Consider the following 23,015-nt stretch of genomic DNA (forward strand, 5'->3'; position numbering starts at 1 on the left):
ATCGAGGCCGGCCGGGCGGCTCCACGACCGTCTCCGCCTGATCACCTGCGGCGCCCCCGGCAAGACTGCCGCCGCACCGACCACACCATCTCCTTCGCCCGGCCCGGTGAAGGAGCGCAGCGCCCCGGGTGCCCGCCCGGCGAGGAGAACCTTGAGCCCGAGCCCGCACCGCCTGCGGTACGCCGTCCTGCTGACGGCGTCCGCAGCCGTAGCGCTGTCCGGACTGCTGTCCGGCTGCGGCGACGAGGGACGGATCAAGAGCGCGGGCGAGACCCCCACGGCCGTAGGCCCCGTCCATCTGTGGCCCGATCTGCCGCCCGTCACCGCGCCGCCGTACGACTACGGCGAGTCGGACACCCAGCTCGTGCCCGGCATCAAGCTGCCGGGCGGCGATGTCCGCGCCCTCGACCCCGTCGACGTCGTCCAGGCCGACGCCAAGGCGCACCCCGATTCGTTCACCGGCATCGACGGGCTCTACCAGGAGACCGTCAAGCAGATCGGCGCATGCGGACAGAAGCCGAAGTCCTGCCCGGTGCTCAAGCCGTACCACCGCGATCTGACCGGCGACGGCCGGGACGAGCTGATCGTCGGCATCAGGATGCCCGAGCAGCAGACGGCGGTGCGCTGCTACATGCCCGGCAGGAACGGCCTCACCCGGATCATGTCCACGGCCGACCAGCTCGTCAGCGTCGATCTGGCGGGCCGGGACGTGATCCTTCGGTCGGTCTCGGCGGGCATTCCCGGATACGAGTACCGCACTGCCTGGTCCTGGGACGGGCATCAGCGCGCGATGCTGCCCACACGCGACGAGATCGTCCGGGTCAAGTCGTCCCGCTCCCCCGAGCCCAGGCCCAAGCCCTCGGCGGCCGCACAGTGAGGCGGCTTCGGCTGCCCCGCTGGACCGCGACCCTCACCTGGAAGGCCGCGGTCTTCATCACGGTGATGTGCTGCGCCCTCGCCGCGCTGCTCGGCGCCCTGGTGCACGCCGCGGTCACCAAGCAGACGGTGGACCAGTCGCGCGAGAAGGCGCTGGGCCGGCTGGTCGAGGTCACCCGGGAGTACGAGTCGGGCGAGCCGGTGCCGCGATACGGCGGCATAGACCCGCCGGGCCTGCCCGACTCGCTGCGCGAACTCGCCGTCCGCGGACGGCGCGGCACGATGGTGGACACCTTCCACGGCCGCCCCGTCATGTGGGCGGCCGGTCCCGCCGACGGCCGGGCGATCGCCGTCCGCGTCGACTACACCACCAGCGCGAACACGATCAACGGCCTCGACCGGGCCATCGTCGGCTCCTCGGTGCTCGCCATCGGGGCGACCCTGCTGGTGGGCGCGTTCGCGGTCACCAGGGTCACGCGCCGGCTCCATCTGACCGCGCAGGTGGCACGGCGGATCAGCGCGGGCGATCTGGACGCACGCGTCAACGACCCGCGTACCAGGAATCCTTCGCGCCCCCAGGACGAGGTGGCGACGGTCTCCGGCGCCCTGGACACGATGGCCTCGTCCCTGCAGGGCAAGCTGCTGAGCGAGCAGCGCTTCACGGCCGACGTGGCACACGAGTTGCGTACCCCGCTGACCGGGCTGACCGCCGCTGCCGAGCTGTTGCCCGAGGGGCGTCCGGCCGAGCTGGTGCGCGACCGGGTGCGGGCCATGCGCTCGCTGACCGAGGATCTGCTGGAGATCTCCCGGCTGGACGCGGGCAGCGAGAGGGTGGACCTGGCTGTGCACGAGCTGGCGCAGCTGGCCGAGCGGGTGGTGCTGGCCTCCGCGACCGACACGGAGATACGGGTCGTACGGGATGCCACCGTCGAGACCGACAGGCGCCGCCTGGAGCGGGTGCTCGGCAACCTCGTCGCCAACGCGCACAGGCACGGGAGGCCGCCGGTGGTGCTCACGGTGGACGGCGCGGTGGTGACGGTCACCGATCACGGCCCGGGCTATCCGGAGTATCTGCCGACGCACGGGCCGCAGCGCTTCCGCACGGACGGCGGCAGCAAGGGGCACGGCCTCGGGCTGACCATCGCGGTCGGGCAGTCGGCGGTGATCGGCGCTCAGCTGCGCTTCCTGAACGCGGACGAGGGCGGCGCGGTGGCCCGGCTGACGCTGCCCGAGTACGTGGGTTTCCTTGACGACGATGCGGCGGAAGGGGGCCGGACGGGCTGAATTCAGCCCGTCCGGCTCCTTTGGACCGGGGTCCGGGGCGGAGCCGCGGCTACGTTGCGTGGCATGACCGCAACGACAGCGGTGGACGCTCCCCCGCCCGAACTACGCCTGGCCAAGCGGCGGGGCGTCGAGCTCTCGCTCCTGGTCTGCGCCGTCCTCATCTCCGTCTACGGCTATGTCGACGTGGGCCTGACGATGAACAACGCGGTTCCGCCGGACGCCGCCCGCTACGGCGCCGGCCTCGGCGTGCTGGCCCTCCTCGCCCATCTCGCCGTACGCTTCTGCGCCCCCTGCGCCGATCCGCTGCTGCTCCCCATCGCCGTACTCCTCAACGGCATCGGCCTGGTGCTCATCTACCGCCTCGACCTGGCGACACCGCACCACGAGGCCGCACCCACCCAGCTGATCTGGTCCACCATCGGCGTCGCGCTGTTCATCGCCGCCGTCGTCTTCCTGCGCGACCACCGGATCCTCCAGCGGTACGCGTATCTCTCGATGGCCGCGGCCCTCGTCCTGATGGTCGTGCCGATCGCCTTCCCCGCCGTGAACGGTGCCAAGATCTGGATCCGGATCGGCGCATTCTCCTTCCAGCCCGGCGAGTTCGCCAAGATCCTGCTCGCCGTCTTCTTCGCCGCGTATCTCTCCGCCAACGGCAACGCGCTCGCCTACACCGGTCGGCGGATCTGGCGGCTGCTCCAGCTCCCCACCGGCCGGGTGCTGGGCCCCATCGTCGCCATCTGGCTGCTCAGCGTGATCGTGCTGGTGCTCGAGCGCGACCTCGGCACCTCGCTGCTCTTCTTCGGACTCTTTGTGATCACGCTGTACGTCGCGACGGGCCGGACCGGCTGGATCGCGGTGGGTCTGCTGCTCGCCGGAGCCGGTGCGTTCGCCGTCGGCGCCCTCGAACCGCACGTCCACAGCAGGGTGCAGGACTGGCTCAACCCCTTCGCCACCATCGACGCCGGCCAGGGGCCCAGCCAGCTCGCCCAGTCGCTGTTCGCGTTCGCCGCCGGCGGGATGCTGGGCGCGGGCCTCGGCCTCGGGCACTCCATCCTCATCGGCTTCGCCGCCAAGTCCGACTTCATCCTGGCCACCGCGGGCGAGGAACTCGGCCTGGTCGGCCTGACCGGGATCTTCCTGCTGTATGCGCTGTTGGTGGCCCGCGGCTACCGCACCGGACTCGCCCTGCGCGATCCCTTCGGACGGCTGCTCACCACCGGACTCGCCTCGATCATCGCCCTCCAGGTCTTCGTCATCGCGGGCGGCGTGATGGGCCTGATCCCGCTCACCGGTATGGCGATGCCCTTCCTGGCCCAGGGCGGTTCGTCCGTCGTCACCAACTGGATCATCGTGGCGCTGCTGATCAGGGTCAGCGACTCGGCCCGCGCGCCGCACCCCGACACCGTCGAGACAGGGGTCGTCGCCCCGGTGCTGGAGAGCGAACGGTGATCCGCTACATCCGGCGCGCGGCCGTCCTGTGTCTGCTGCTCCTTGTCGCCCTGCTCGTCAACGCCGCACGCGTGCAGATCTTCGAGGCCACCTCGCTCGACAAGAACCCGGCCAACCGCCGGGTGGCCATTGCCCGTTACCACGCGCCGCGCGGCGACATCCTGGTCGGCGGACAGCCCGTCACCGGCTCCAAGGACACCGGCCAGCAGCTGCGCTACGAACGCACCTACGCCGACGGCCCGATGTACGCGCCGGTGACCGGGTATGCCTCGCAGACGTACGGCACCAGCCTGATCGAGAACGCCGAGGACGGCGTCCTTTCCGGCACGGACACGCTGCTCTCGCGGCTGCCCTTCTGGAACGACGTCAGCCGCGGCCGGCCGCCCGGCGGCAATGTCCTCACCACCATCAAGCCGTCGATGCAGCGGGCGGCGTACGAGGGACTCGGCGGCCGACGGGGCGCGGTCGCCGCCGTCGAGCCGTCGACCGGGCGGATCCTGGCGCTGGTGAGCAGCCCTTCGTACGATCCCGGAGCGCTCTCCGGCACCGGGGCGCAGGTCAAGAACGCGTGGGCGAGGCTCAACGCCTCGGACAGGCAGCCGATGCTCAACAGGGCCATCCGGCAGACGTATCCGCCCGGCTCGGCCTTCAAGATCGTGACGGCGGCGGCGGCGCTGGACTCGGGCGTGGTCACCGATGTCGACGCGCCGAGCGGCGCGCCCGATCCGTATGTCCTGCCGGGCACGAGCACCACGCTGCCGAACGCCTCGGACGGCTGCGACGACGCCTCGCTCGCATACGCCATCCAGTGGTCGTGCAACACGGTGATGGCACACATCGGGGTGAAGGTCGGGCTGGCCTCGATGCTGGACACGGTGGACAGGTTCGGCTTCAACGACCGTCGGCTGAGGATTCCTTCGGGCGTCGCACCGTCCAACTTCGACCGCAATATGACCGTCGATCAGCTGGCGCTCTCCTCGATCGGGCAGTTCGACACCACGGCGACGCCGCTGCAGATGGCGATGGTGTCGGCCGCGGTCGCCAACGGCGGGGAGATCAGATACCCCTATCTGGTGGAGAAGGTGACCAGGTCGAACGGCGACATCGTGGCGCAGAACAGCCCGAGGCGGTATCGGCAGGCGATGAAGCCCGGGACGGCGCAGCAGCTCCAGCGGCTGATGATCAAGGCGGTCGAGGAGGGTACGGGCGAGAACGCGGCGATCGAGGGGGCGACGGTCGGCGGCAAGACCGGCACGGCACAGCACGGGCTGGGCAACGCCGGTACGCCGTACGCCTGGTTCATCTCCTGGGCGCAGGTACGGGGCGCGAGCCGGCCGGCGGTGGCGGTCGCTGTGGTCGTCGAGGAGGCGTCGTTCGAGCGCGACGAGATCAGCGGCGGGGGGAGCGCGGCGCCGATCGCGCGGGCGGTGATGGAGGCGGCGCTGGGAGACTGGTTGCGTGAGCACTGACCGCGCGAGCACTGACCCCGTGACCACTGACCGTTTGAGGGATGCCGGTCTGAGGGTCGAGGAAGCCCTGGACCGGATCGCGGAGCTCGACCCGTCCCTGTGCGCGTTCATCGAGGTGTGGCCCGAGGCGGCGCAGACCGGCCCACCCGACCGCGAACTCCCCCTCGCTGGACTGCCGTTCGCGGTCAAAGGACCCGTCGGCATCCATTCGTACGCGGCCCGGCGGCTGATCGCGGCGGGCGCGGTGCCGGTCGGCGCGACCTCGGTGCCGGGCCCGGGCACGTACTGGCAGACCTGGGGTCTCGGCACCCACGGCCGCACGCTCAACCCCTGGCGCGCGGACCGCACACCGGGCGGTTCGTCGGCGGGTTCGGCGGTGGCTGTCGCAACAGGGATGGTGCCGCTGGCCACGGGGAGCGACGGGGCGGGCTCGGTACGGATCCCGGCGGCGTGGTGCGGCGTGTTCGGCCTGAAGACGACGAACGGACTGCTGCCGTCGCCGGACCGGACGCGCCTGGCGTCGGCGGGCGTGCTGACGCCCTCGGCGGCGGACGCGCGGCCGTATCTGGGCTGCGTACTGGACGGGTACGCGCCGGTGCGCGTGGAGTACCCCGTACGGGCGCGCTGGTCGCCCGACCTGGGCTTCGCGCGGACGGACCCGGAGGTGGAGTCGGTCGCGCAGGCGGCGGCGGAACGACTGGTCTCGGCGGGAGTGGTGCGCCTCGACGGGCGCCCGCTCGCCCTGCTCGATCCGGCCGAGGCCTGGCAGTCCGTGCGCCGTGGGAACCCGTCGGCAGGAGCGGCGGTGCGCGCGGAGAACGACCGCCGTCTGGACGCTCTCTTCGCGGACGTGGAGCTGCTGCTGACACCTTCGACCCCGAATCGCCCGCACGGCCACGACGGCCCGGGCAAGCTCTACTCCACGGCTCTGACCTGGGCCTTCAACCTGAGCGGCCACCCGGCGGCCAGCATCCCGGCGGGCTTCACGAGCGACGGCTGCCCGGTCGGCCTGCAACTGGTGACGCCGCGCGGCTCGGACGTCTCGCTCCTCGAAATGGCGGTGGCAGCAGAGCCGCACGCGGTTATCGTGCGCCCATGACGCACGAACTCGCCCAGGTGAACATAGCCCGCCTCAAATTCCCCTTGGACTCCCCGGAGTTGAAGCCCTTCGTTGACGGCCTGGACCCGGTGAACGCGGTCGCCGACGCGGCGGACGGTTTCATCTGGCGAATGCAGGAGGAGAGCGGGAACGCGACGGATCTGCGGATCTTCGGCGACGACTGGCTGCTGGTGAACATCTCGGTGTGGCGGGACCCGAATGCGCTGACGGCCTTCATGTACCAGGGCCTGCACCGGGAGCTGCTGGGCCGCCGCCACGAGTTCTTCGAGCGGGTGGAGGAGGTCATGACGACGCTGTGGTGGGTGGAGCGGGGCCACCGCCCGACGGTCGCGGAGGCGGAGGAACGCCTGCGCCACATCCGCGAACACGGCCCGGCGCGGAGGGCGTTCACACTGCGGACGTCGTTCCCACCGCCGGGAGCGGAGTGATCAGCACCGGTTCACTGCGCCGAGGTCGATGTCGGGACCGCCCGGGGCGCGTGGTCCGGGCCCGGCGTCCGCAGCCGCCGGGGCCCGGCAGGAAATCGTTCGACGCTGCTGGAGGCGCACTCGAAGAGCCTCGGCCCGCATTCCGGCGTGCTTCACGCGTCAGCCGGCCGCCTGAGCATCCTCCGCACCCGCCGCGATCGCCTCCTCGACCTCCGCCACCCGCTCCTCCTCCTCCGCCGCGAAGCGTTCGCGGTCGAGCTCCTCGGCGATCTCCTCGTCCTGGGACATCAGGAGGTCGAGGTTGGCGTCGCCCATCTCGAAGACGCCCATGTCCAGATACGCCTTCTGCAGCCGCTCGCCCCACAGTCCGATGTCCTTGACGCACGGCACGATTCTGCTGAAGAGCAGCTTCCGGAACAGCGCGAGGAATTCGGACTGCTCGGAGATCTCCTCGGCCTCCTTCAGCGGGATACCGAAGTTCTCCAGGACTTCCACCCCACGCAGCCGGTCGCGCATCAGGTAGCAGCCTTCGATCACGAACTCCTCGCGTTCGCGCAGCTCGGCGTCCGTCAGCTGTCTGTAGTAGTCGCGCAGCGCCATCCGCCCGAAGGCCACATGACGGGCCTCGTCCTGCATGACGTACGCAAGGATCTGCTTGGGCAGCGGCCTGTCCGTGGTGTCGCGGATCATGCCGAACGCGGCCAGCGCGAGCCCCTCGATGAGGACCTGCATGCCCAGATAGGGCATGTCCCAGCGGGAGTCGCGCAGGGTGTCGCCCAGCAGCCCCTGGAGGTTGTCGTTGATCGGGTAGAGCATCCCGATCTTCTCGTGCAGGAACCGGCTGTAGATCTCGGCGTGCCGGGCCTCGTCCATGGTCTGGGTCGCGGAGTAGAACTTCGCGTCCAGATCGGGGACGGACTCGACGATCCGCGCCGCGCACACCATCGCGCCCTGCTCGCCGTGCAGGAACTGGCTGAACTGCCAGGACGTGTAGTGCCTGCGCAGCTCACCCTTGTCCTTCTCGGTCATCTTCGCCCAGTGGCGGGTGCCGTAGAGATTGAGCACCTCGTCGGGGGTGCCGAGGGGGTCGTACGGATCGACCTCCAGGTCCCAGTCGATGCGCTTGGCGCCGTCCCACTGTTTGTCCTTGCCCTTCTGGTACAGGGCGAGGAGCCGGTCCCTGCCGTCCTCGTACTCCCAGCTGAACCGGGCGGCGCCGGTGGCCGGGATCTGCCAGAGCGAGCTTTCGGGGGCGTTCGTGTAGCGATCGTGCGTCGACACTGACGGCTCCTTCGCCTCATATCGCCAACGACTAAGGACAATTGGCAGGCTCACACGTTGGTAGACGCGGAGTCAACAAGTCGTGTGCGAGGGATTGACGACCTTGCTGACAGGCAGTCTCATAAGTGGCGACACAGGTAACCCACTCGCGAGGTGCCCTCAGCCATGACGACAGTGAGCGAACGCGACGTGCAGCTGCTGCGCGACGCACTCGGCCCGCTCCGGGACCGGGAACAGGTCGCCCAGCGCCTGCTCGAATCCTCGGCCAAGCACTCCTTCGACCCCGACAAGGATCTCGACTGGGACTCCCCCATCGAGGACGGCAAGTGGTTCTGGCCGCCGGAGCTGCTGTCCCTCTACGACACCCCGCTGTGGCACAAGATGTCCGAGGAGCAGCGCTTCGAACTGGCCAGGCACGAGGGCGCGTCGCTCGCCTCCCTCGGCATCTGGTTCGAGATCATCCTGATGCAGCTGCTGGTACGGCACATCTACGACAAGTCCGTGACCAGCAGCCATGTGCGGTACGCGCTCACCGAGATCGCTGACGAGTGCCGGCACTCGATGATGTTCGCCAGGATGATCCAGAAGAGCGGGGCGCCCGCCTGTCCCGTGCCGCGGGTCTACCACAATCTGGCGCGCGTGCTGAAGACCGTCTCGACCACGCCGGGTTCGTTCGCGGCGACACTGCTCGGCGAGGAAATCCTCGACTGGATGCAGCGGCTGGCCTTCCCCGACGAGCGCGTCCAGACCCTGGTGCGCGGAGTCACCCGTATCCATGTGGTGGAGGAGGCGCGCCATGTCCGCTACGCCCGCGAGGAGTTGCGCCGCCAGATGGTGACCGCGCCGCGCTGGGAACAGGAGCTCACCCGGATCAGCTGCGGACAGGCGGCGCGGGTCTTCTCGATCTGCTTTGTGAATCCGCAGGTCTACACGAACATCGGGCTCGACCGGCGCGAGGCGGTCGCCCAGGTGAAGGCGAGCGGACACCGCCGAGAGGTGATGCAGTCGGGCGCGAAGCGGCTGACGGACTTCCTGGACGACATCGGGGTCCTGCGAGGGCCGGGGCGCAGGCTGTGGAGGAGCTCCGGCCTGCTGGCGTGATACTCGTCGCTCGCCCGGTGCGGGGCGAACCGTGCGGTTACGCTGCGAGCATGACCAGTCCCGCTCCAGCGACCCGTGCGTACCGACGGCTCAGCGTCGAAGAGCGCCGTACGCAGCTCCTCGCCGCGGCGCTCACGCTCTTCGCGCACCAGCCGCCGGACGAGATCTCCCTCGACGACGTGGCCGAGGCGGCCGGGGTCTCCCGGCCCCTCGTCTACCGCTACTTCCCCGGCGGCAAGCAGCAGTTGTACGAGACGGCGCTCCGCTCCGCCGCCGACGCGCTGGAACTGTGCTTCACCGAGCCGCCGGCCGGGCCGCCCACCGAGCGGCTCTCCCGGGTACTCGACCGCTACCTCGGCTTCGTCGACAAGCACGACGCCGGGTTCAGCGCGCTGCTGCGGGGCGGGAGCGTCGCCGAGACCTCCCGTACGACCGCGATCGTGGACGAGGTGCGGCGGGCCGCGGCCGAACAGATCCTGGTCCACATCGGCGTGGACCGGCCGGGACCGCGGCTGCGGATGATGGTGCGCACGTGGATCGCGGCGGTCGAAGCGGCGTCGCTGATCTGGCTGGACGAGGGGAAGCAGCCAGCGGCGGAGGAACTGCGCGACTGGCTGGTCGACCATCTGATCGCGCTGCTCACGGCGACGGCGGCGACGGACGAGGAGACGGCGGGGGCGATGCGGGACCTGGTGGCGCTGGAGACGCCGACGGGGCCGGTGGGGACACTGGCGAGGCGGGTCGCACCTGTGGTGGACGACGCCTCGGAGCGCCTGAGGTAGCGGCCGCGGGGCCGGGGTGGTCGCCGGACGGGCTGGATTTTTCGGCTCGGCCGCACAAAACACCCCCCCCCGCGATTGAGGCGCGGGGGTAGGGGCGGAGCCCCCGGTAGGGCTGGGGGGGCCCCCCGCGCGGGCCGGCGGGTGTCGCGCGCGGGGGGCCGGGGTGGCGGCCGCGGGGGCTTTTTGGGGGGGCCGCCCCCCAAAACCCCCCCCCGCCGGCGATTGAGGCGCGGGGTTCGGGGCGGAGCCCCGGTTCGGGATGGGGGTACCTCCCAGGCGAAGCTCTGGGGGAGGGCGGGTCGGGGAACAAGCCCGCCGCAGGCGTTACAGGTCGTGGCCCAGGCCCGGCCCCACCGGGACGTCCACCCACCCCCTGTCCCCCACCCCCGCAAACGCCGCAGGAGCCAGAGGTTCCGCGTCCACCAGCAGCGGGCCCACCAGGTCCGCCGGCACCGTCGCATGCGGCAGCGTGGCCGCCAGATGGGCCGCGGCCAGTGTGGCGACACCCAGTTCCGGCATGGTGCCGAGCTTCACGGACAGGCCCGCGGACTCCGCGAGCCCGGCGATCTGGCGCGCCCGGTGCAGCCCGCCCACCTTGAGGATCTTGATGTTGAGGACGTCGGCCGCGCCGCGGCGGACGATCTCCATGGCGTCGTGCAGCGACTGCATGCTCTCGTCGGCCATCACCCGCACGCCCCCACTGCTGCGCAGCGCCGCAAGGCCCCTCAAGTCCCAGCGCGGCACCGGCTGTTCGACCAGATCGAGCCCCACGTCGGCCAGCCTCGCGACGGTCCGGCCCGCGGTCCCGGGGTCGTAGCCCTCGTTCGCGTCGAGACACAGCTCGACGCCGTCCGGCACGGCGTCCCGTACGGCACGCACAAGCCGCACATCCAACTCCGGGTCCTCGCCGCCCTTGACCTTGATGTGGGTGAAGCCCTTCCCGGCGTACGCGGTCGCCTCCGCCACCATCTCCTCGACCGTCCCGAGGCCGACCACCCACGTGGTGGGGACCCGCGGGCGGACGCAGCCGCCGAGCAGCAGGTGCACGGGCCAGCCCGCGGCCCGCGCCGCCAGGTCGTGCAGTGCGATGTCCAGCGCCGCTTTGGCGAGATGCTGGCCGCGGATCGCGGCGTCCATGGCGGCGTGCGCTCCCGCCAGGTCGCGCGGGTCGCGGCCGATGAGCGCGGGGGCGGCGTGCTCGGTCAGCGCCGACTCGAGACCGGCGAGGGTCTCGCCGGTGTAAGCGGTCATCGGCGAGGCCTCGCCGAAGCCGGATTCGCCCTCCGCCGTGCGCACTTCGACGACCAGGCTGATCAGTTCGGGGCTGGTTCCGCTGCTGATGACGAAGGGGCGCCGGTACGGGGCCCTGACGACGCGGGTGTGGACCGAGGCGATCTTCAAGCACGGCTCCTTCGAGTTACGGCCCGGACCGTAAGGGCGGGCTCAGAGGCGTACGCGGTAGACGATCGGGGGCCGCCCCGTGCGGCCCTCCTGTCGGCTCCCGGTCGGCACGGCCACGCCCGCACGCTCCAGACGCTTGAGGATGCGGCGTGCGGTGCGCTGCTGGACGGCGAGGTGTTCCGCGACGCGGTGCGCGGTGATGCCGTCCGCTTCCTCCGCGGCCAGTTCGCGCAGCCGGTCCAGCGTCCTGGGGTTCAGTCCGACGCGCCGGGCGAGGGTGACGCTGCTCTCCGGTCCCGCGGAGGACAGCGCGCCCGCGGTCCGTTCCGCGTCTATGACGATGTCGACGTCGTCGGTCATCGACACCACTCCGGCGACCGCGCCCACCGAACGGGCCCGGTTGACCGCGCGCCTGGCCAGCGACTCGGCCTCCGCGGCGGTGCGGCCGAGGCCGAAGCCCACATGAGCGGCGCCGTGCCGCGCGGCCAGGTCGTCGAGGAAGGGCAGCCGGGTGAACTGCTCGCTGACCTTCTCCAGGACACCGCGGGTGGTGACGACCAGCCGCTGCCCGTCCGGCAGATCGGCGAGACTGCCGCCCAGCACCCGCAGGTCGGCCGCCAGTTCGAGGTCGGCCGCCGGGAGGTCGATGATGCCGAGGGCAACCTGGGCGTCCCCGCTGTGCGCTCCCGCCGTGGCCAGCACGAGGGCCTGGAGCGTGGCGCGTATGGAGTGCCGGGACGGGGCGAGCCGTACCGCGTGCATCTCGTGGTCCAGCAGATGGAACGCCGAGCCCAGGCAGGTCAGGGCGACCCTCGTCTGCTTCCTGTCCCGCGCGGCCAGATGGAACTCGGCAAGGTCCTGCGAGGTCAGCCCCGGCCGGTACGGCAGTACATGCACATGCTCGGTCGGCAGTTTGGCCTCGGTGAGTGTCTCCATGACCTCGCTGCGGCGCAGCGTGTCGATGGAGATGCGGGAGACGTCATGGCCGAGGCGGAGCAGTTCGACCAGGGCGCGCAGCAGGGTCGCACCGCTGTACGGGACGTACATGGCGGGGCGGTCGAGCAGGCCGGCGGCCGTGGCGAGCGTGTGTGGCACGACGCCGGTGAAGAGCAGCGCGTCCACCTCGGCCTGTGCCCTGCCGACCACGTCGAGGGTCTCGTTCTCGTGGCGGTACGGGAGAGGCACAAGCCGGTCCGCCCCGGACGAGCCGCCGACGGCGACCACCTTGTGCACGAGGTCATCGGGACCGACAACGCCGACCGTGAGAGACATCGGCCGGTCTCCGTTCTTCTGGAGTGGTTCTGAGGTACTTCTGGACGGGTTGAAGCCCGCCTGGACGGGGTTGACGCCCCGCCGATCGCGGCCCTAATTTCGGCCCAGGCCATAACCGCAGACTTGCGGAGAGGATAGTGCCCCGATGCCCGAACGGGAAATGCCGCTGCCCACAGTTCTCGGCCCGCGCGGCCGCACCCTCGGGGACGAGGAACGGGCCGCGGTGCTGCGCGTCATGGACTCGGCGGTGCTGTGCAGTTCCTTCGGCAGTGAAGCACGTTCCCTCGAAGCCGAGATGAGCAGGTTGTACTCCCGCGAGGAAACGGTCGCCTGCAGTTCGGGCACGGCGGCCCTGCATCTCGCGGTCGCGGCGGCCGGGGTCGGCCCGGGCGACGAGGTCATCACCACGCCCGTCTCGGACTTCGGCACGGTCGCGCCGGTACTGGCCCAGCAGGCGCGCGTGGTGTTCGCCGACGTACGCCCGTACGACGGGAACCTCGACCCCGACGCGGTCGAGGCGGCTGTCACCCCGCGTACCAAGGCCGTCATCGCCGTCCATCTCTTCGGCGCGGCCGCGGACATCGGCGCGCTGCGTGCGATCTGCGACCGGCACTCGCTCGTCCTCATCGAGGACTGCGCACAGGCCTGGCTCGGCGAGGACGGGCAGGGCCGGTTGCTGGGCACCGTCGGGGACATCGCCTGCTTCAGCCTTCAGCAGTACAAGCACATCACCGCGGGCGACGGCGGCCTGGCGCTGGCCGACGACCCCGCACTCGCCCGCCGTATGCGGCTGTTCATGGACAAGGGCTGGGACCGTACGGAAGGCCGGATCCACCGCGAGATGGGCCTCAACTACCGGATGACCGAGCTCACGGCGGCGGTGGCCCGCGCGCAGCTCACCAAGGTGGCGGGCGTGGTGCGGCGGCGCCGGGAGCGGGCCGGGCAGCTTGTCGCCGCGCTCGACGGGCTCGACCGGGTCACCGTGCCCGAGCCCCTGCCGGGTCACGCCTGGTGGGTGTTCCCGCTGCTGGTCGACGACAACTCCCGCTGGGCGAAGGACCTGGAGGCGGAGGCCGTCCCCTCGATGCCGGGCTATCTGGAACGAGTGCTGTACGCCAATCCGGCGCTGCCCGGATATCCGCCGGGCCTGTGCCCGCAGGCGGAGCTGCTGGTGGCCCGTACGCTGCTCGCTCTCCCCTGGAACGAGGCGTACACCGAGGCCGACGTCGAGCACATCGCCCGCGCGGTCCGCGCCGTCCACCACCGGGCCGGTGCGCATTGAGCACCTACGAATGGCTGCGGACCACACCCGAGGAGCACATCGGCTGGGACGTCGACGTGCTGTACGGGCCGTGGCCCAGGCACCACGCCGACATCGGCCTCGCCGAGGTCAGGGCGCGCCTGGCCCGCTCCCCCGTCTCCCGGGCGCTGGCCATGTCCACGCGCGGCGCGCTGTTCGACGACGCCGCGGGCAACATGGCCACGGTCAAGGAGCTCGCCGACTGTCCCGAGCTGCTGCCGGTCGGCACGGTGGATCTGCGGGACGCGCTGGCCGTCGAGGATCGGCTGGACGCGCTGGACGCGGACGGGGTGCGGTTCCTGCGGCTGTTCACCGAGGAGCAGGACGTGGGGCCGGACTTCCCCGGCTACCGCCATGTGGTCGCGCAGGCCGTCGCCCGGGGACTCGTGCTCCTCCACGACGGGGACCCTCGCCGCTACGGCCCGGCGCTGGCGGGGCGCGGCGCGGATGTCGTCTTCCTCGATGTCCACTCGTACCACCTGGCCGACTTCCTGCTGCTGGCCCGCGGCGAACCGGGCTTCCGGGCCACCACCCGGCTGTTCTCCGCGCCCGACGCGATCGAGCGGGTCGTCGAGACGGTCGGGGCGCGCCATCTGGTCTTCGGCTCGCGCACCCCGTTCATGGACATCTCCCCGCAGACGCTGCGGCTGCGGTACGCGGGCATCGGGGCGGCGCAGCGCGCGGCGATCGCGGGCGGGAACGTCGAGGAGCTGCTGGGCTGATGCCGATCATCGATGTGCATGCGCATGTGGGCCCGTGGCCGTTCCACATGGACACGGGCGACGCGGGGTTCAACCTCCGGTTGATGGACCGTTACGGCATCGACCTGCAACTGGTCTCCGCCGCGGAGGCGGTGGTGTACGACGCGGTCGCGGGCAACGCGGCGCTGCGGGACGTGCTGGCGGTGCATCCGCGACTGCTCGGCTACGCCGTGGTGAACCCGAACCGGATCGAGGCGAGCGCGGAGGATCTGCGGCGCTGCCTGGACACGGGGCGGTTCGTCGGCGCGAAGATCCACACGCACTATCCGGGGCGGTTGATCGGCTCACGGGAGATGGCCGAGGCCTTCGACGTGATCGCCGAGGCGGGCGTGCCGCTGCTGCTCCACACGTGGGGCCCGGAGGTCGCGCTGCTGCCGTCGCTGCTGGCCGACCGGCCGGGGCTGCGGGTGATCGTTGGCCACGCGGGCGGCGACGCCTGGCGCGAGGCGGCACACGCGGCGGCGGACTGCGACCGGTTGTACCTGGAGCACTGCCGCACGGTGACGGACGCGGGCCGGATCGCGTACGCACGCGAGGTCGGGGTCCCGGTGGAACGGCTGCTGTTCGGGACGGATTCGACGCTGATTGATCCGTGTGTGGCGCTGGGGGTGGTACGGGATGCGGGGTTCGCGCCGGCCGAGCTGGAGAGGGTGCTGTGGCGGAACGCGGTGGATCTGTTCGGGCTTGAGCTTCCCCCACCCCGCCCCTTCCCGCTGTGACACCTTGCGGCTCCGCCGCGTGGTGGGGGCGAGCCCGCACCCTGCGCGCTCCCTAGTCGTCCTCCTTCGCCAGCTTCTCCAGGCACGCCACCACCGCATCCCGCTCGCCCTCACCCAGCCCCGGCCCGTACGGGTCATGTGCCGCTCCCTCCGGGAGCAGGCCCTCCCATACCGCCGCCCACAGCATCCGCTGCACATACCCCTCGATCGGCGCCAGGAACGTCGACTCCGCGAAGCGGTCCAGCCGCCCCGACGCCCGGACAAAGCCCGCGTGGTCGCCCGCCTTCCACGCGTCGAGCACCGCGCTGGTCAGCGACACCCGCGCCGCCGCGATGCCCACCAGCGCCGAGTCCGCGCCCCACATCAGCGAGGGGCCGAACATCCGGTCCTCGCCCGTGATGACCAGCTTTCCGCTCTCCTGGGCCGCGCGGATCGCGTCCTGGCAGGACATCGCCCGGTCCAGGGTGGCGAGTTTGACCCCCGCGGCGGACGGCAGGGCGAGCAGCCGGCGGATCAGTTCCGGCGGATAGGGGTAGCCGCCCGCCTCGCCGTGCAGGAAGAAGCCGAGCACCGGCAGCCCGCTCGCCTCGGCAACCCGCTCGTGCAGACGTACGGTCTCCTTCTCGCCCTCCGGGCGGGAGGCGAACTGTGCCAGCGGATAGACCATGACCGCGTCCGCGCCGAGGTCCGCAGCCTGCACGGCCATGGCAATGGTCGAGTCCCAGGCGTCCCGCAAGGTACCTGCGCGTACCGATCGTGGCACCCCCACGCCGGCCACGATCGGGCCGGTGACCGCCGCACGCCAGATGCGCAGCACCTGTTGGCGGTCGGCCTCGGAGAGGTACAGGCCGCGGCCGGTGTGCGCCCAGACCGCGACCCCGCCGATCCGCGCGGCGGCGATCCGTTCCGCGTATCCGCGCAGCGCGCCGAAATCCACGACACCCCGGGGATCCATGGGGGTGGCCACCGCGGGCAGCACCGTGCCGCGCAGCCTGCGCACCAGGCTCTCCGTCAGGGTCTCCGGCGCAGACATGGGCGATCTCTCCCGTCTGTTGCGGTCGTTGCCGACACGCTAGCCTTTACGGCCCGGACCGTAAAGGAAAGGCCCCGCGAATGTCCCAGCGCCCCATCCGTCTCGGCCTGTACGTCAATCTCTACGCGGACAAGGCCGACCGGCCCCGGCTCGCCGACGCGGTGGAGCAGGTGGTCCTCGCCGAGCAGGCCGGGTTCGACTGGGTGGTGCTGGGTGAACGCCATCTCCACCGGCCCGGCTACCACGAGGCCGTCACCTCTCTGGCGTATCTCGCCGCACGAACCGAGCGGATCGGGCTCGCCACGGCCGGGCTGATCGCCCCCGTATATCAGCCGGTGTGGCTCGCCGAGACGCTCGCGCACATCGATGTGCTGTCGGGCGGGCGGCTCACGGCCGGGTTCGTACTGGGCTACCGGCCCGAGGAGTTCACCCTCTACGGCACCCAGCCGCGCGAGCGCGTGTCGCGCTTCGAGGAGTGTCTGGAGCTGGTCACCCGGCTGTGGACCGAGGACGAGGTCAGCCATCGGGGGCGCTGGACATCGCTCGACGGAGCGTTTCTCTCGCCGCGCCCGGTGCAGCAGCCGCGGCCGCGGATCTGGAACGGCGGCCGGGTCTCCGCCGCGCTGGAGCGTACGGCCAGGATGTGCGACGGCTGGACGACCTCCTTCAACGAGCTCGACTCCGAACTCCCGGACAAGATCGCGGAGTACCGCTCCTACCCGCGCGGCGCGGCGAGCCTCGGCGCGGAGGTCATCGTCTGCCGCGAGGGCTATGCCGCCGCCACATCGAAGCAGGCACGGGTTGCCCTGGAGGGCCCGCTGCGCGGTCTGTACGACGCCTACGGCGACTGGAAGCGCACCTCGGCCGATGCCGCGCGCTATGCCCAGCAGTGGGACGACATCGAGGCGCGCTCCGTGATCGGCTCGGTGGACCAGTGCGTACAGCGGCTCGGCGAGTACGGCGAGATGGGTGCCGACGGCGTGGTGCTGCGCGTCCAGCCGCCCGGCATGCCGCAGTCGGACGCACTCAGCGCGATCGAGTCGTTCGGGACCGAGGTGCTGCCGCGTCTGGGCGGCTGAACGGGCGTTTCCGGAAGGCCTGTTGAACTACGAGAGCCGCGTTGCCGATGTCCGCCATCGCCGCGTCGTCGGCCATCAGCATCGGCTGGCGCACCCAGACGATCGTGTCCTCGGCGCCCTCCGCGACCGGACACGGCCCGCCTCCGGTGTACGGCTCCCGGGACAGGGAGCGGTAGCCGGCGTCCAGCGGGATGCCCTCGGTGGCCATGGCGTCCAGGAACGCGGCCTTGGGATGTCCGCCGAACGCCGCCCGGTCGTAGCGCAGCATGGCCAGGTGCCAGGTGTGCCTGGTGGTGCCCTCCGGTACCCCCACCGGCTCCAGCCCCTCGACTTCCTGCAGGGCCCCCGCAAGAGCCGCCGCCCGTGCCGAGCGATGCTCCAACTGGGCCTCCAGTACCCCCAGTTGAGGGTGCAGAACAGCGGCCTGGAACTCGGTCATCCGCAGGTTCCAGCCGAGCTCGTGATGCTCGTACCAACCGCCCCCGACACGGCGGCCGACATTGTGCAGCGACCAGAGCCGCTCGTACACGCGCCGGTCGTCGGTCACCACGATGCCGCCCTCGCCCGCGGTCATCGCCTTGCTCGACTGGAAGCTGAAGCAGCCGGCGTCCCCGAGGCTCCCGGCCGGGCGTCCGTGCCGCCGCGCGCCGTGCGCCTGGGCCGCGTCCTCGACCACCGGGATGCCCAGGGAGCGCAGCGATGCGGTGTCGGCGGGCGCCCCCGCCAGATGAACCGGCATGACGGCCCGGGTCCGCGGACCGACCAGCCGCCGCGCTGCCGCCGGGTCGAGGTGCAGGGTGTCGGGCAGTACGTCGGCGACGACGGGCCGGGCGCCCGCCAGTACCACCGCGGTCGCGCTCGCCACGAACGTATAGGCGGGCACGATCACTTCGTCCCCCGGCCGCACACCGAGCGCGCCCAGCGCCAGAAAGAGCGCCACGGTGCCATTGAACGTGCAGACGCCGTACGAAGCGCCGACGCTCTCCGCAAAGGCCGCCGCGAAGGACTCGGTCTCGCTGCCCGCGGTCGCTCCCCACGCACCGCCCTCCAGCACCCGCAGCAGCCGCTCGCGCTGCTCGTCGGTCGCCTGCGGGGGCCACTGCGGCCACCCCTTGGTACGTACAGGAGTCATCGGGGCCCCTTCAGCAGGCGGTCCATGGTGCCGTGCAGGATCTGCTCGCGGTCCGCCTCGCTGATGTCCGCGAGCAGCACCCGCCCGAGGCCCGTCCGCAGATCGAGAAAGACGGCGTCGGAGCCGAAGGCGATGCGCTCGGCCCCGGCCTCGGCGACGAGGCGCCCAAGATGGCGGGCGGTCATCCGGGAGCCGCAGGTCTCCAGGATCAGATTGGGGCAGCGGGATGCGGCTTCGGCGGCGGGCGCGAAGCCGCTGGTCCACAGGCCCGAGTGGCCCATCAGCAGCGGGAGTCCGGGGTAGCGGGGGGCCACGGCGGCGAAGCGCACCGGGTCACAGAAGGCGGAGTCGTGCTGGCTGTGCGCGAGCACGATACGGCCGCGCTCGGCGGCGATGTCGAAGGCCGGGGCGTACGCGGGGTGGTCGAGCGGAAGTTCATGGACCTCGGGGTGGAGCTTGACCCCGATGACGCCGGGCACCTCCAGCAGGTCCCGCAGCCGCTCCGGTGCCTCGGGATCGTGCGGGTTGAAGACGGCATAGCCGAGCAGGCGCGCGGGGTGCTGTGCCAGCTCCGTCAGCAGCAGCTCGTTTCCGGCACGGGCGTCCGGGCCCACGGCGAGCAGATGCGAGACACAGGCGGTGGCGACCCCGCACCGGTCCATCACGGAGATGAGGCTGCGCGCGGAACCGTCGGTGACGGCGAAGGCGTACCAGCGGCCGACATGGCCATGGGCATCGACGATCCTCATGGGTCGACAACGCCCAGCAGCCGCAGCGCGTTTCCGCCCGCGATCAGGGCCGTGTCGGCGGCCGGGAGCTCCAGCGTGTCGAGCTGGTAGCGGGGTCCGGCGTCGTCGGTGACCGGAGCGCCCGTGCCGAACAGGACGCGGCGGGCACCGTAGCGCCCGGCGAACCACTCGACCTGGAGATGTCCCGCGAGCGTGGAGGTGTCCACGGACAACTCCACGTGGTGGTCCATGAGCTCGGCGAGCTCCCGCATGCTGCGGTAGCCGGTGCCGGTCAGCACGATCCGCAGCGTCGGCACGGCGCTCGCCAGCCGATGGATCTCCGCGGCGGTCGTGGACTCCCAGCCGAGCAGCACGGTGGTGCGCGCCTTCGCCAGCGCGGCGGCGAGCGCGAGTGCGTGGGCGCCGGTGAGGGACCAGCGGTGCTCGGCGGGGCAGAGCCGCACCAGTGGGGCATCGCTCTCCCCCGTGCCGAGCGGTCCCGGGACCAGGACGGGCACCGGTCGCAGCCGTGCGCCGTCGGCTTCCTTCAGCGCGGCGTTCCCGTCGCGCGGGTCCCCGTACAGCGCGTGGGTGTGCACCACACACGCGGTGTCGATGCGCAGTCGGTCGAGTTCACCCACGAGCCCGGCCGGATCGCGGCTTGCCACCTCCTCGTACGGCAGCGGCCCGAGCAGCCGGTTGATGTCGACGACGGTCATGTGGTGCGCACCCATGGCCTGCGCGCCCATGTCCTGCGCGCCCATGTCTTGCGCAGTCATGTCTTGAGGCCGGTGGTGGCGATCGAGTCGGTCAGATACCGCTGGAGCAGTCCGAAGACGAGCAGGCAGGGGATCACCGTGATGGTCGCCCCGGCCATGATCTGGTTGACGGCGACGTTCTCGCCTTCGAGCGTGGCGAGGCCGACGGTGAGCGTGCGCATCTCGGAGGACTGGCCGATGACGAGCGGCCACAGGAAGTCGTTCCAGTGCCACAGGAAGACGAACACGCCGAGGGTCGCGAGGACCGGCCGGATCAGCGGGAGGACGACGGTGGTGTAGATGCGCCACTCCGACGCCCCGTCGATCCTCGCGGCCTCGAAGAGCTCGTCGGGCAGCTGGTGGATGAACTGCCGCATGAGGAAGACCGCCTGCGAGTTGGCCAGCGTCGGCACGATCATTCCCCAGTACGTGTCCACGCCCCCGAGCTCCGAGACGAGGATGTAGTACGGGATGAGCGTGGCCTGGAACGGCACCATCAGGGTGGCCAGGAACGACCAGAAGAGCACCTCGCGGCCCGGGAACCGCTTCTTCGCGAAGGCGTATCCCGCCATGGACGAGAACAGCAGGATGAGCGCGACGGAGACCACCGAGTAGATCAGCGAGTTGAACGCCCAGCGCATGATGTCCTCGCTGCCGAGGACGTCGGAGAAGTTCTGCCAGGTGGCCTTGGTGAGGTTGAACGCGCCGGGCAGCGTCTGGCCGCCGGCCGGTGCGAAGGCGACCAGCACCATCACCACGAAGGGCGTGACGGTCACGAGCGCCACCAGGATCAGCAGGACGGGCAGTCGCAGCCGCGCCATCAGTCCGCGTCCCTTCCGATGAGCCGGCGCTGAATGAGCGAGAAGGTCAGTACGACGAGGAAGAGCACCAGGCCGATCGCGCCGGCGTAGCCGAAGTCGAAGAACTTGAAGCCCGTGTCGTACAGCAGGTAGACGAGCGAGTAGCTGGCCCGTACGGGGCCGCCCGCCGTCATCACATACATCGCGTCGAAAACCTGGAACGCGCCGATGGCCTCGATGACGAGGACGAAGAACAGCACGGGCCGCAGCAGCGGAAGCGTCACCCACCACAGCCGCTGCCAGCCGTTCGCGCCGTCGATGGTGGCCGCCTCGACGACATGCCGCGGGATCGACTGCAGCCCGGCGAGGAGGATCAGCATCGAGTAGCCGAAGCCCTTCCAGGCGGAGGTGACCGCGATGGACGGAAGGACCAGGTGCTCGCTGCCGAGGAAGTCGACCGGCCCGAGCGAGAACACTCCGAGTGTGGCGTTGAGCAGGCCGTCCTCGACCTCGTAGATCCACTTCCAGATGACGGCGGCCAGCACGATGCTGGTGACGTACGGCAGGAAGAACACTCCGCGGAAGAAGCCGCGCGCCCATACGGTGCGGTGCAGCAGCAGGGCGGTGCCGAGCGAGAGCAGCACGGTCAGCGGTACGAAGAACGCGGTGTAGAGGGCCGTGACGCCCAGGCTCGACCAGAACAGGTCGTCGTGGAGAAGCCGGGTGTAGTTCTCGGCCCCGATGAACTGCCATTCGCCGCTCAGCCGGTAGTCGGTGAGCGACAGGAACGCCGCGCCGAGGGTCGGTCCGAAGCGGAAGACGATGAACAGCAGCAGCATCGGGGCCACGAACACCAGGCCGACGCGCGCCTCGCGTCGTCGTACGGCCTTGCTGAGCGAGCCCCCGCCGCGGCCTCCGCGACTTCCGCGACCCGGCGCGGCGGTCTTGGCGGGGGGAGCCGTACTGAGGGTGGTCCTGGTCAACGCTGCCGCGCCAGCAGGTCGTCGGCCTGCTTGGCCGCCGAGTCGAGCGCTTCCTTGGGGGTCTTCTTGCCGGTGAGCGCAGCCTGGATCTCGGGCGCGATCAGCGACATCAGCTGGCGCGCGGTGGGGTTGGGCTCACCGGGGTACGCCTTGGCCAGCGCCGCCTGGAACTCTTTGGCGTGCGGAGCGTCGCTGGGCACCGTGACGTCCGTGCGCGGGGAGAGGAAGCCGCTTGCCCTGCCCATGCTCTGGAGCTGCTCGGGCCTGGTCATGAAGGCGAGGAACTTCTCCGCCCCGGTGACGTTCTTGGACTTGGCACTGATGCCGAGCCCGCCGGGGATGCCGAAGGTCACCTGCTTGGCGCCGGTGAGCGGCGGCCCGACGAGGACGTTCTCCGCGCCCCAGGCCTTGGCCGCCATCGCCGCGTCGGCGGGGGTGTTGGAGAAGCCCATCGCCGCCTGCTGCTTGCCGAGCGCCTGGTCGGCAACGGCGTTGATGTTGGTCAGCGCGGACTTGGGGATCTCACCTGCCTTGTAGAGGTCGGTGATGAAGGTGAGGGCCTCGACACCCTCGGGACCGTTGAAGGCCACCTTCTTGCCGCCCTCGGCGAAGACCTTGCCGCCCGCCTGCCAGAGCAGCGGGTAGAAGTTGAGGTTCTGGGTCGCCTCGTTGCCCGCGGAGTAGTCGAGGGCGGCGACGCCCGACTGCTTCAGCTTGGGGGCGGCGGCCTTGATCTCGTCCCAGCTGGCCGGGGGCTTGGTGATGCCCGCCTTCTCCAGCAGCTTCTTGTTGTAGAGCGTGGTGGTGACGGTGTGGTAGATCGGGGCGGCGTAGAGCTTGCCGTCCTGCTTCATCGCTTCGAGGGCGGCCGGCAGGAACTTGTTTTCGGTCCCCTTGAGCGCCCCGTCGACCGACCGGATGGCTCCATTGCTCAGATACTGCGGGATCTGGTCGGGACCGAGCAGCACGACGTCCGGGCCCTTGCCGCTGCTGAGCGCGGTGGCGAGCTTCTCGTCGCGGTTCTCCCAGGGCTGCTGCTCGATGGTGAGCTGCGTGCCGGACTCCGCCTTTTCGAAGTCCTTCTCGATCTGCGTCCAGTAGGCGGTGTTGGCCTTGGGGTCGGCGATCACCGGATACATCCAGACGGTGACCTTCTTCGACCCCGAGCTGCTGTCGCCGCCGCAGCCGGTGAGCAGGGCGGCGAGCGTGAACAGCGCGAGAGGTGCGGCGGCGCGCGTGAAGCCTGTCTTCATGGGGGC

General features: G+C 70.9%; 22 protein-coding genes. 12 read left to right on the plus strand and 10 right to left on the minus strand.

Features of this window, described 5'->3' with window-relative positions; all coding sequences use genetic code 11:
* Nucleotides 1-151: 151 nt before the first annotated feature.
* The 6 genes from ACI2LP_RS10410 to ACI2LP_RS10435 all read left to right on the plus strand — a co-directional run bounded on the left by ACI2LP_RS10410 (nucleotide 152) and on the right by ACI2LP_RS10435 (nucleotide 6,626).
* The gene (locus ACI2LP_RS10410; protein WP_404724096.1) at nucleotides 152-877 is read left to right on the plus strand and encodes a hypothetical protein; all 726 of its coding nucleotides are present in this window, start codon (nucleotides 152-154) and stop codon (nucleotides 875-877) included.
* A complete protein-coding gene (locus ACI2LP_RS10415; protein ID WP_404724097.1) occupies nucleotides 874-2,160 on the plus strand; it encodes a histidine kinase dimerization/phospho-acceptor domain-containing protein in 1,287 nt (428 codons plus the stop codon). The genes ACI2LP_RS10410 and ACI2LP_RS10415 overlap by 4 nt, the downstream gene beginning before the upstream one ends.
* Nucleotides 2,161-2,223: 63 nt before the next feature.
* The gene (locus tag ACI2LP_RS10420; RefSeq protein ID WP_404724098.1) at nucleotides 2,224-3,609 is read left to right on the plus strand and encodes an FtsW/RodA/SpoVE family cell cycle protein; all 1,386 of its coding nucleotides are present in this window, start codon (nucleotides 2,224-2,226) and stop codon (nucleotides 3,607-3,609) included.
* Nucleotides 3,606-5,078 (plus strand): penicillin-binding transpeptidase domain-containing protein, encoded by a 1,473-nt coding sequence (locus tag ACI2LP_RS10425; RefSeq protein ID WP_404724099.1) that lies wholly within the window; start codon nucleotides 3,606-3,608, stop codon nucleotides 5,076-5,078. Before ACI2LP_RS10420 ends, ACI2LP_RS10425 begins: the two co-directional genes overlap by 4 nt.
* A 19-nt stretch (nucleotides 5,079-5,097) precedes the next feature.
* Entirely contained in the window at nucleotides 5,098-6,177 is a 1,080-nt protein-coding gene (locus ACI2LP_RS10430; protein WP_404724100.1) for an amidase, read from the plus strand.
* Nucleotides 6,174-6,626, plus strand: a complete 453-nt coding sequence (locus ACI2LP_RS10435) for a DUF3291 domain-containing protein (RefSeq protein ID WP_404724101.1) — start codon at nucleotides 6,174-6,176, stop codon at nucleotides 6,624-6,626. Before ACI2LP_RS10430 ends, ACI2LP_RS10435 begins: the two co-directional genes overlap by 4 nt.
* Nucleotides 6,627-6,785: 159 nt before the next feature.
* Here the strand turns inward: ACI2LP_RS10435 and ACI2LP_RS10440 are convergent, their stop codons facing one another.
* Nucleotides 6,786-7,907: a ferritin-like domain-containing protein gene (locus tag ACI2LP_RS10440; RefSeq protein WP_404724102.1), complete on the minus strand. Its 1,122-nt coding sequence runs from the start codon at nucleotides 7,905-7,907 to the stop codon at nucleotides 6,786-6,788.
* 165 nt (nucleotides 7,908-8,072) lie between these two features.
* On the opposite strand from ACI2LP_RS10440, the gene ACI2LP_RS10445 reads away from it, so the two are divergent.
* The gene (locus tag ACI2LP_RS10445) at nucleotides 8,073-9,008 is read left to right on the plus strand and encodes a diiron oxygenase (RefSeq protein WP_404724103.1); all 936 of its coding nucleotides are present in this window, start codon (nucleotides 8,073-8,075) and stop codon (nucleotides 9,006-9,008) included.
* Between the two features lie 50 nt (nucleotides 9,009-9,058).
* Nucleotides 9,059-9,790: a TetR/AcrR family transcriptional regulator gene (locus ACI2LP_RS10450; RefSeq protein ID WP_404724104.1), complete on the plus strand. Its 732-nt coding sequence runs from the start codon at nucleotides 9,059-9,061 to the stop codon at nucleotides 9,788-9,790.
* Between the two features lie 324 nt (nucleotides 9,791-10,114).
* On the opposite strand, the gene ACI2LP_RS10455 is transcribed toward ACI2LP_RS10450, so the two are convergent.
* Nucleotides 10,115-11,191: a mandelate racemase/muconate lactonizing enzyme family protein gene (locus tag ACI2LP_RS10455; protein ID WP_404724105.1), complete on the minus strand. Its 1,077-nt coding sequence runs from the start codon at nucleotides 11,189-11,191 to the stop codon at nucleotides 10,115-10,117.
* A 42-nt stretch (nucleotides 11,192-11,233) separates the two neighbouring features.
* Nucleotides 11,234-12,463 (minus strand): hypothetical protein, encoded by a 1,230-nt coding sequence (locus ACI2LP_RS10460; RefSeq protein WP_404724106.1) that lies wholly within the window; start codon nucleotides 12,461-12,463, stop codon nucleotides 11,234-11,236.
* 145 nt (nucleotides 12,464-12,608) lie between these two features.
* On the opposite strand from ACI2LP_RS10460, the gene ACI2LP_RS10465 reads away from it, so the two are divergent.
* Genes ACI2LP_RS10465 through ACI2LP_RS10475 form a run of 3 tightly spaced genes read left to right on the plus strand, consistent with a single transcriptional unit; the run spans nucleotide 12,609 to nucleotide 15,243 of the window.
* Nucleotides 12,609-13,745 (plus strand): DegT/DnrJ/EryC1/StrS family aminotransferase, encoded by a 1,137-nt coding sequence (locus ACI2LP_RS10465; RefSeq protein WP_404724107.1) that lies wholly within the window; start codon nucleotides 12,609-12,611, stop codon nucleotides 13,743-13,745.
* A complete protein-coding gene (locus ACI2LP_RS10470; protein WP_404724108.1) occupies nucleotides 13,742-14,485 on the plus strand; it encodes an amidohydrolase family protein in 744 nt (247 codons plus the stop codon). The genes ACI2LP_RS10465 and ACI2LP_RS10470 overlap by 4 nt, the downstream gene beginning before the upstream one ends.
* A complete protein-coding gene (locus ACI2LP_RS10475) occupies nucleotides 14,485-15,243 on the plus strand; it encodes an amidohydrolase family protein (RefSeq protein WP_404724109.1) in 759 nt (252 codons plus the stop codon). Before ACI2LP_RS10470 ends, ACI2LP_RS10475 begins: the two co-directional genes overlap by 1 nt.
* A gap of 52 nt (nucleotides 15,244-15,295) precedes the next feature.
* Here the strand turns inward: ACI2LP_RS10475 and ACI2LP_RS10480 are convergent, their stop codons facing one another.
* Nucleotides 15,296-16,276, minus strand: a complete 981-nt coding sequence (locus tag ACI2LP_RS10480; protein WP_404724110.1) for a dihydrodipicolinate synthase family protein — start codon at nucleotides 16,274-16,276, stop codon at nucleotides 15,296-15,298.
* 80 nt (nucleotides 16,277-16,356) lie between these two features.
* Between ACI2LP_RS10480 and ACI2LP_RS10485 the strand changes: the two genes are divergently transcribed.
* A complete protein-coding gene (locus ACI2LP_RS10485) occupies nucleotides 16,357-17,355 on the plus strand; it encodes an LLM class flavin-dependent oxidoreductase (RefSeq protein WP_404724111.1) in 999 nt (332 codons plus the stop codon).
* On the opposite strand, the gene ACI2LP_RS10490 is transcribed toward ACI2LP_RS10485, so the two are convergent.
* The 6 genes from ACI2LP_RS10490 to ACI2LP_RS10515 are packed head-to-tail and all read right to left on the minus strand — an operon-like array spanning nucleotide 17,303 to nucleotide 23,009.
* Nucleotides 17,303-18,487, minus strand: a complete 1,185-nt coding sequence (locus ACI2LP_RS10490; RefSeq protein ID WP_404724112.1) for a DegT/DnrJ/EryC1/StrS family aminotransferase — start codon at nucleotides 18,485-18,487, stop codon at nucleotides 17,303-17,305. The genes ACI2LP_RS10485 and ACI2LP_RS10490 overlap by 53 nt on opposite strands.
* Entirely contained in the window at nucleotides 18,484-19,236 is a 753-nt protein-coding gene (locus tag ACI2LP_RS10495; protein WP_404724113.1) for an amidohydrolase family protein, read from the minus strand. Before ACI2LP_RS10495 ends, ACI2LP_RS10490 begins: the two co-directional genes overlap by 4 nt.
* A complete protein-coding gene (locus tag ACI2LP_RS10500) occupies nucleotides 19,233-19,994 on the minus strand; it encodes an amidohydrolase family protein (RefSeq protein ID WP_404724114.1) in 762 nt (253 codons plus the stop codon). Before ACI2LP_RS10500 ends, ACI2LP_RS10495 begins: the two co-directional genes overlap by 4 nt.
* Entirely contained in the window at nucleotides 19,991-20,794 is an 804-nt protein-coding gene (locus ACI2LP_RS10505; RefSeq protein ID WP_404724115.1) for a carbohydrate ABC transporter permease, read from the minus strand. Before ACI2LP_RS10505 ends, ACI2LP_RS10500 begins: the two co-directional genes overlap by 4 nt.
* Entirely contained in the window at nucleotides 20,794-21,756 is a 963-nt protein-coding gene (locus ACI2LP_RS10510) for a carbohydrate ABC transporter permease (protein WP_404724116.1), read from the minus strand. Before ACI2LP_RS10510 ends, ACI2LP_RS10505 begins: the two co-directional genes overlap by 1 nt.
* Nucleotides 21,753-23,009 carry an ABC transporter substrate-binding protein gene (locus tag ACI2LP_RS10515; RefSeq protein WP_404724117.1) on the minus strand — a complete coding sequence of 419 codons (1,257 nt, stop codon included), beginning with the start codon at nucleotides 23,007-23,009 and terminating at the stop codon, nucleotides 21,753-21,755. The genes ACI2LP_RS10510 and ACI2LP_RS10515 overlap by 4 nt, the downstream gene beginning before the upstream one ends.
* Nucleotides 23,010-23,015 lie beyond the last annotated feature (6 nt).

It is taken from the genome of Streptomyces sp. NPDC019890, assembly GCF_044903445.1.
In the GTDB taxonomy this organism is placed as follows: domain Bacteria; phylum Actinomycetota; class Actinomycetes; order Streptomycetales; family Streptomycetaceae; genus Streptomyces.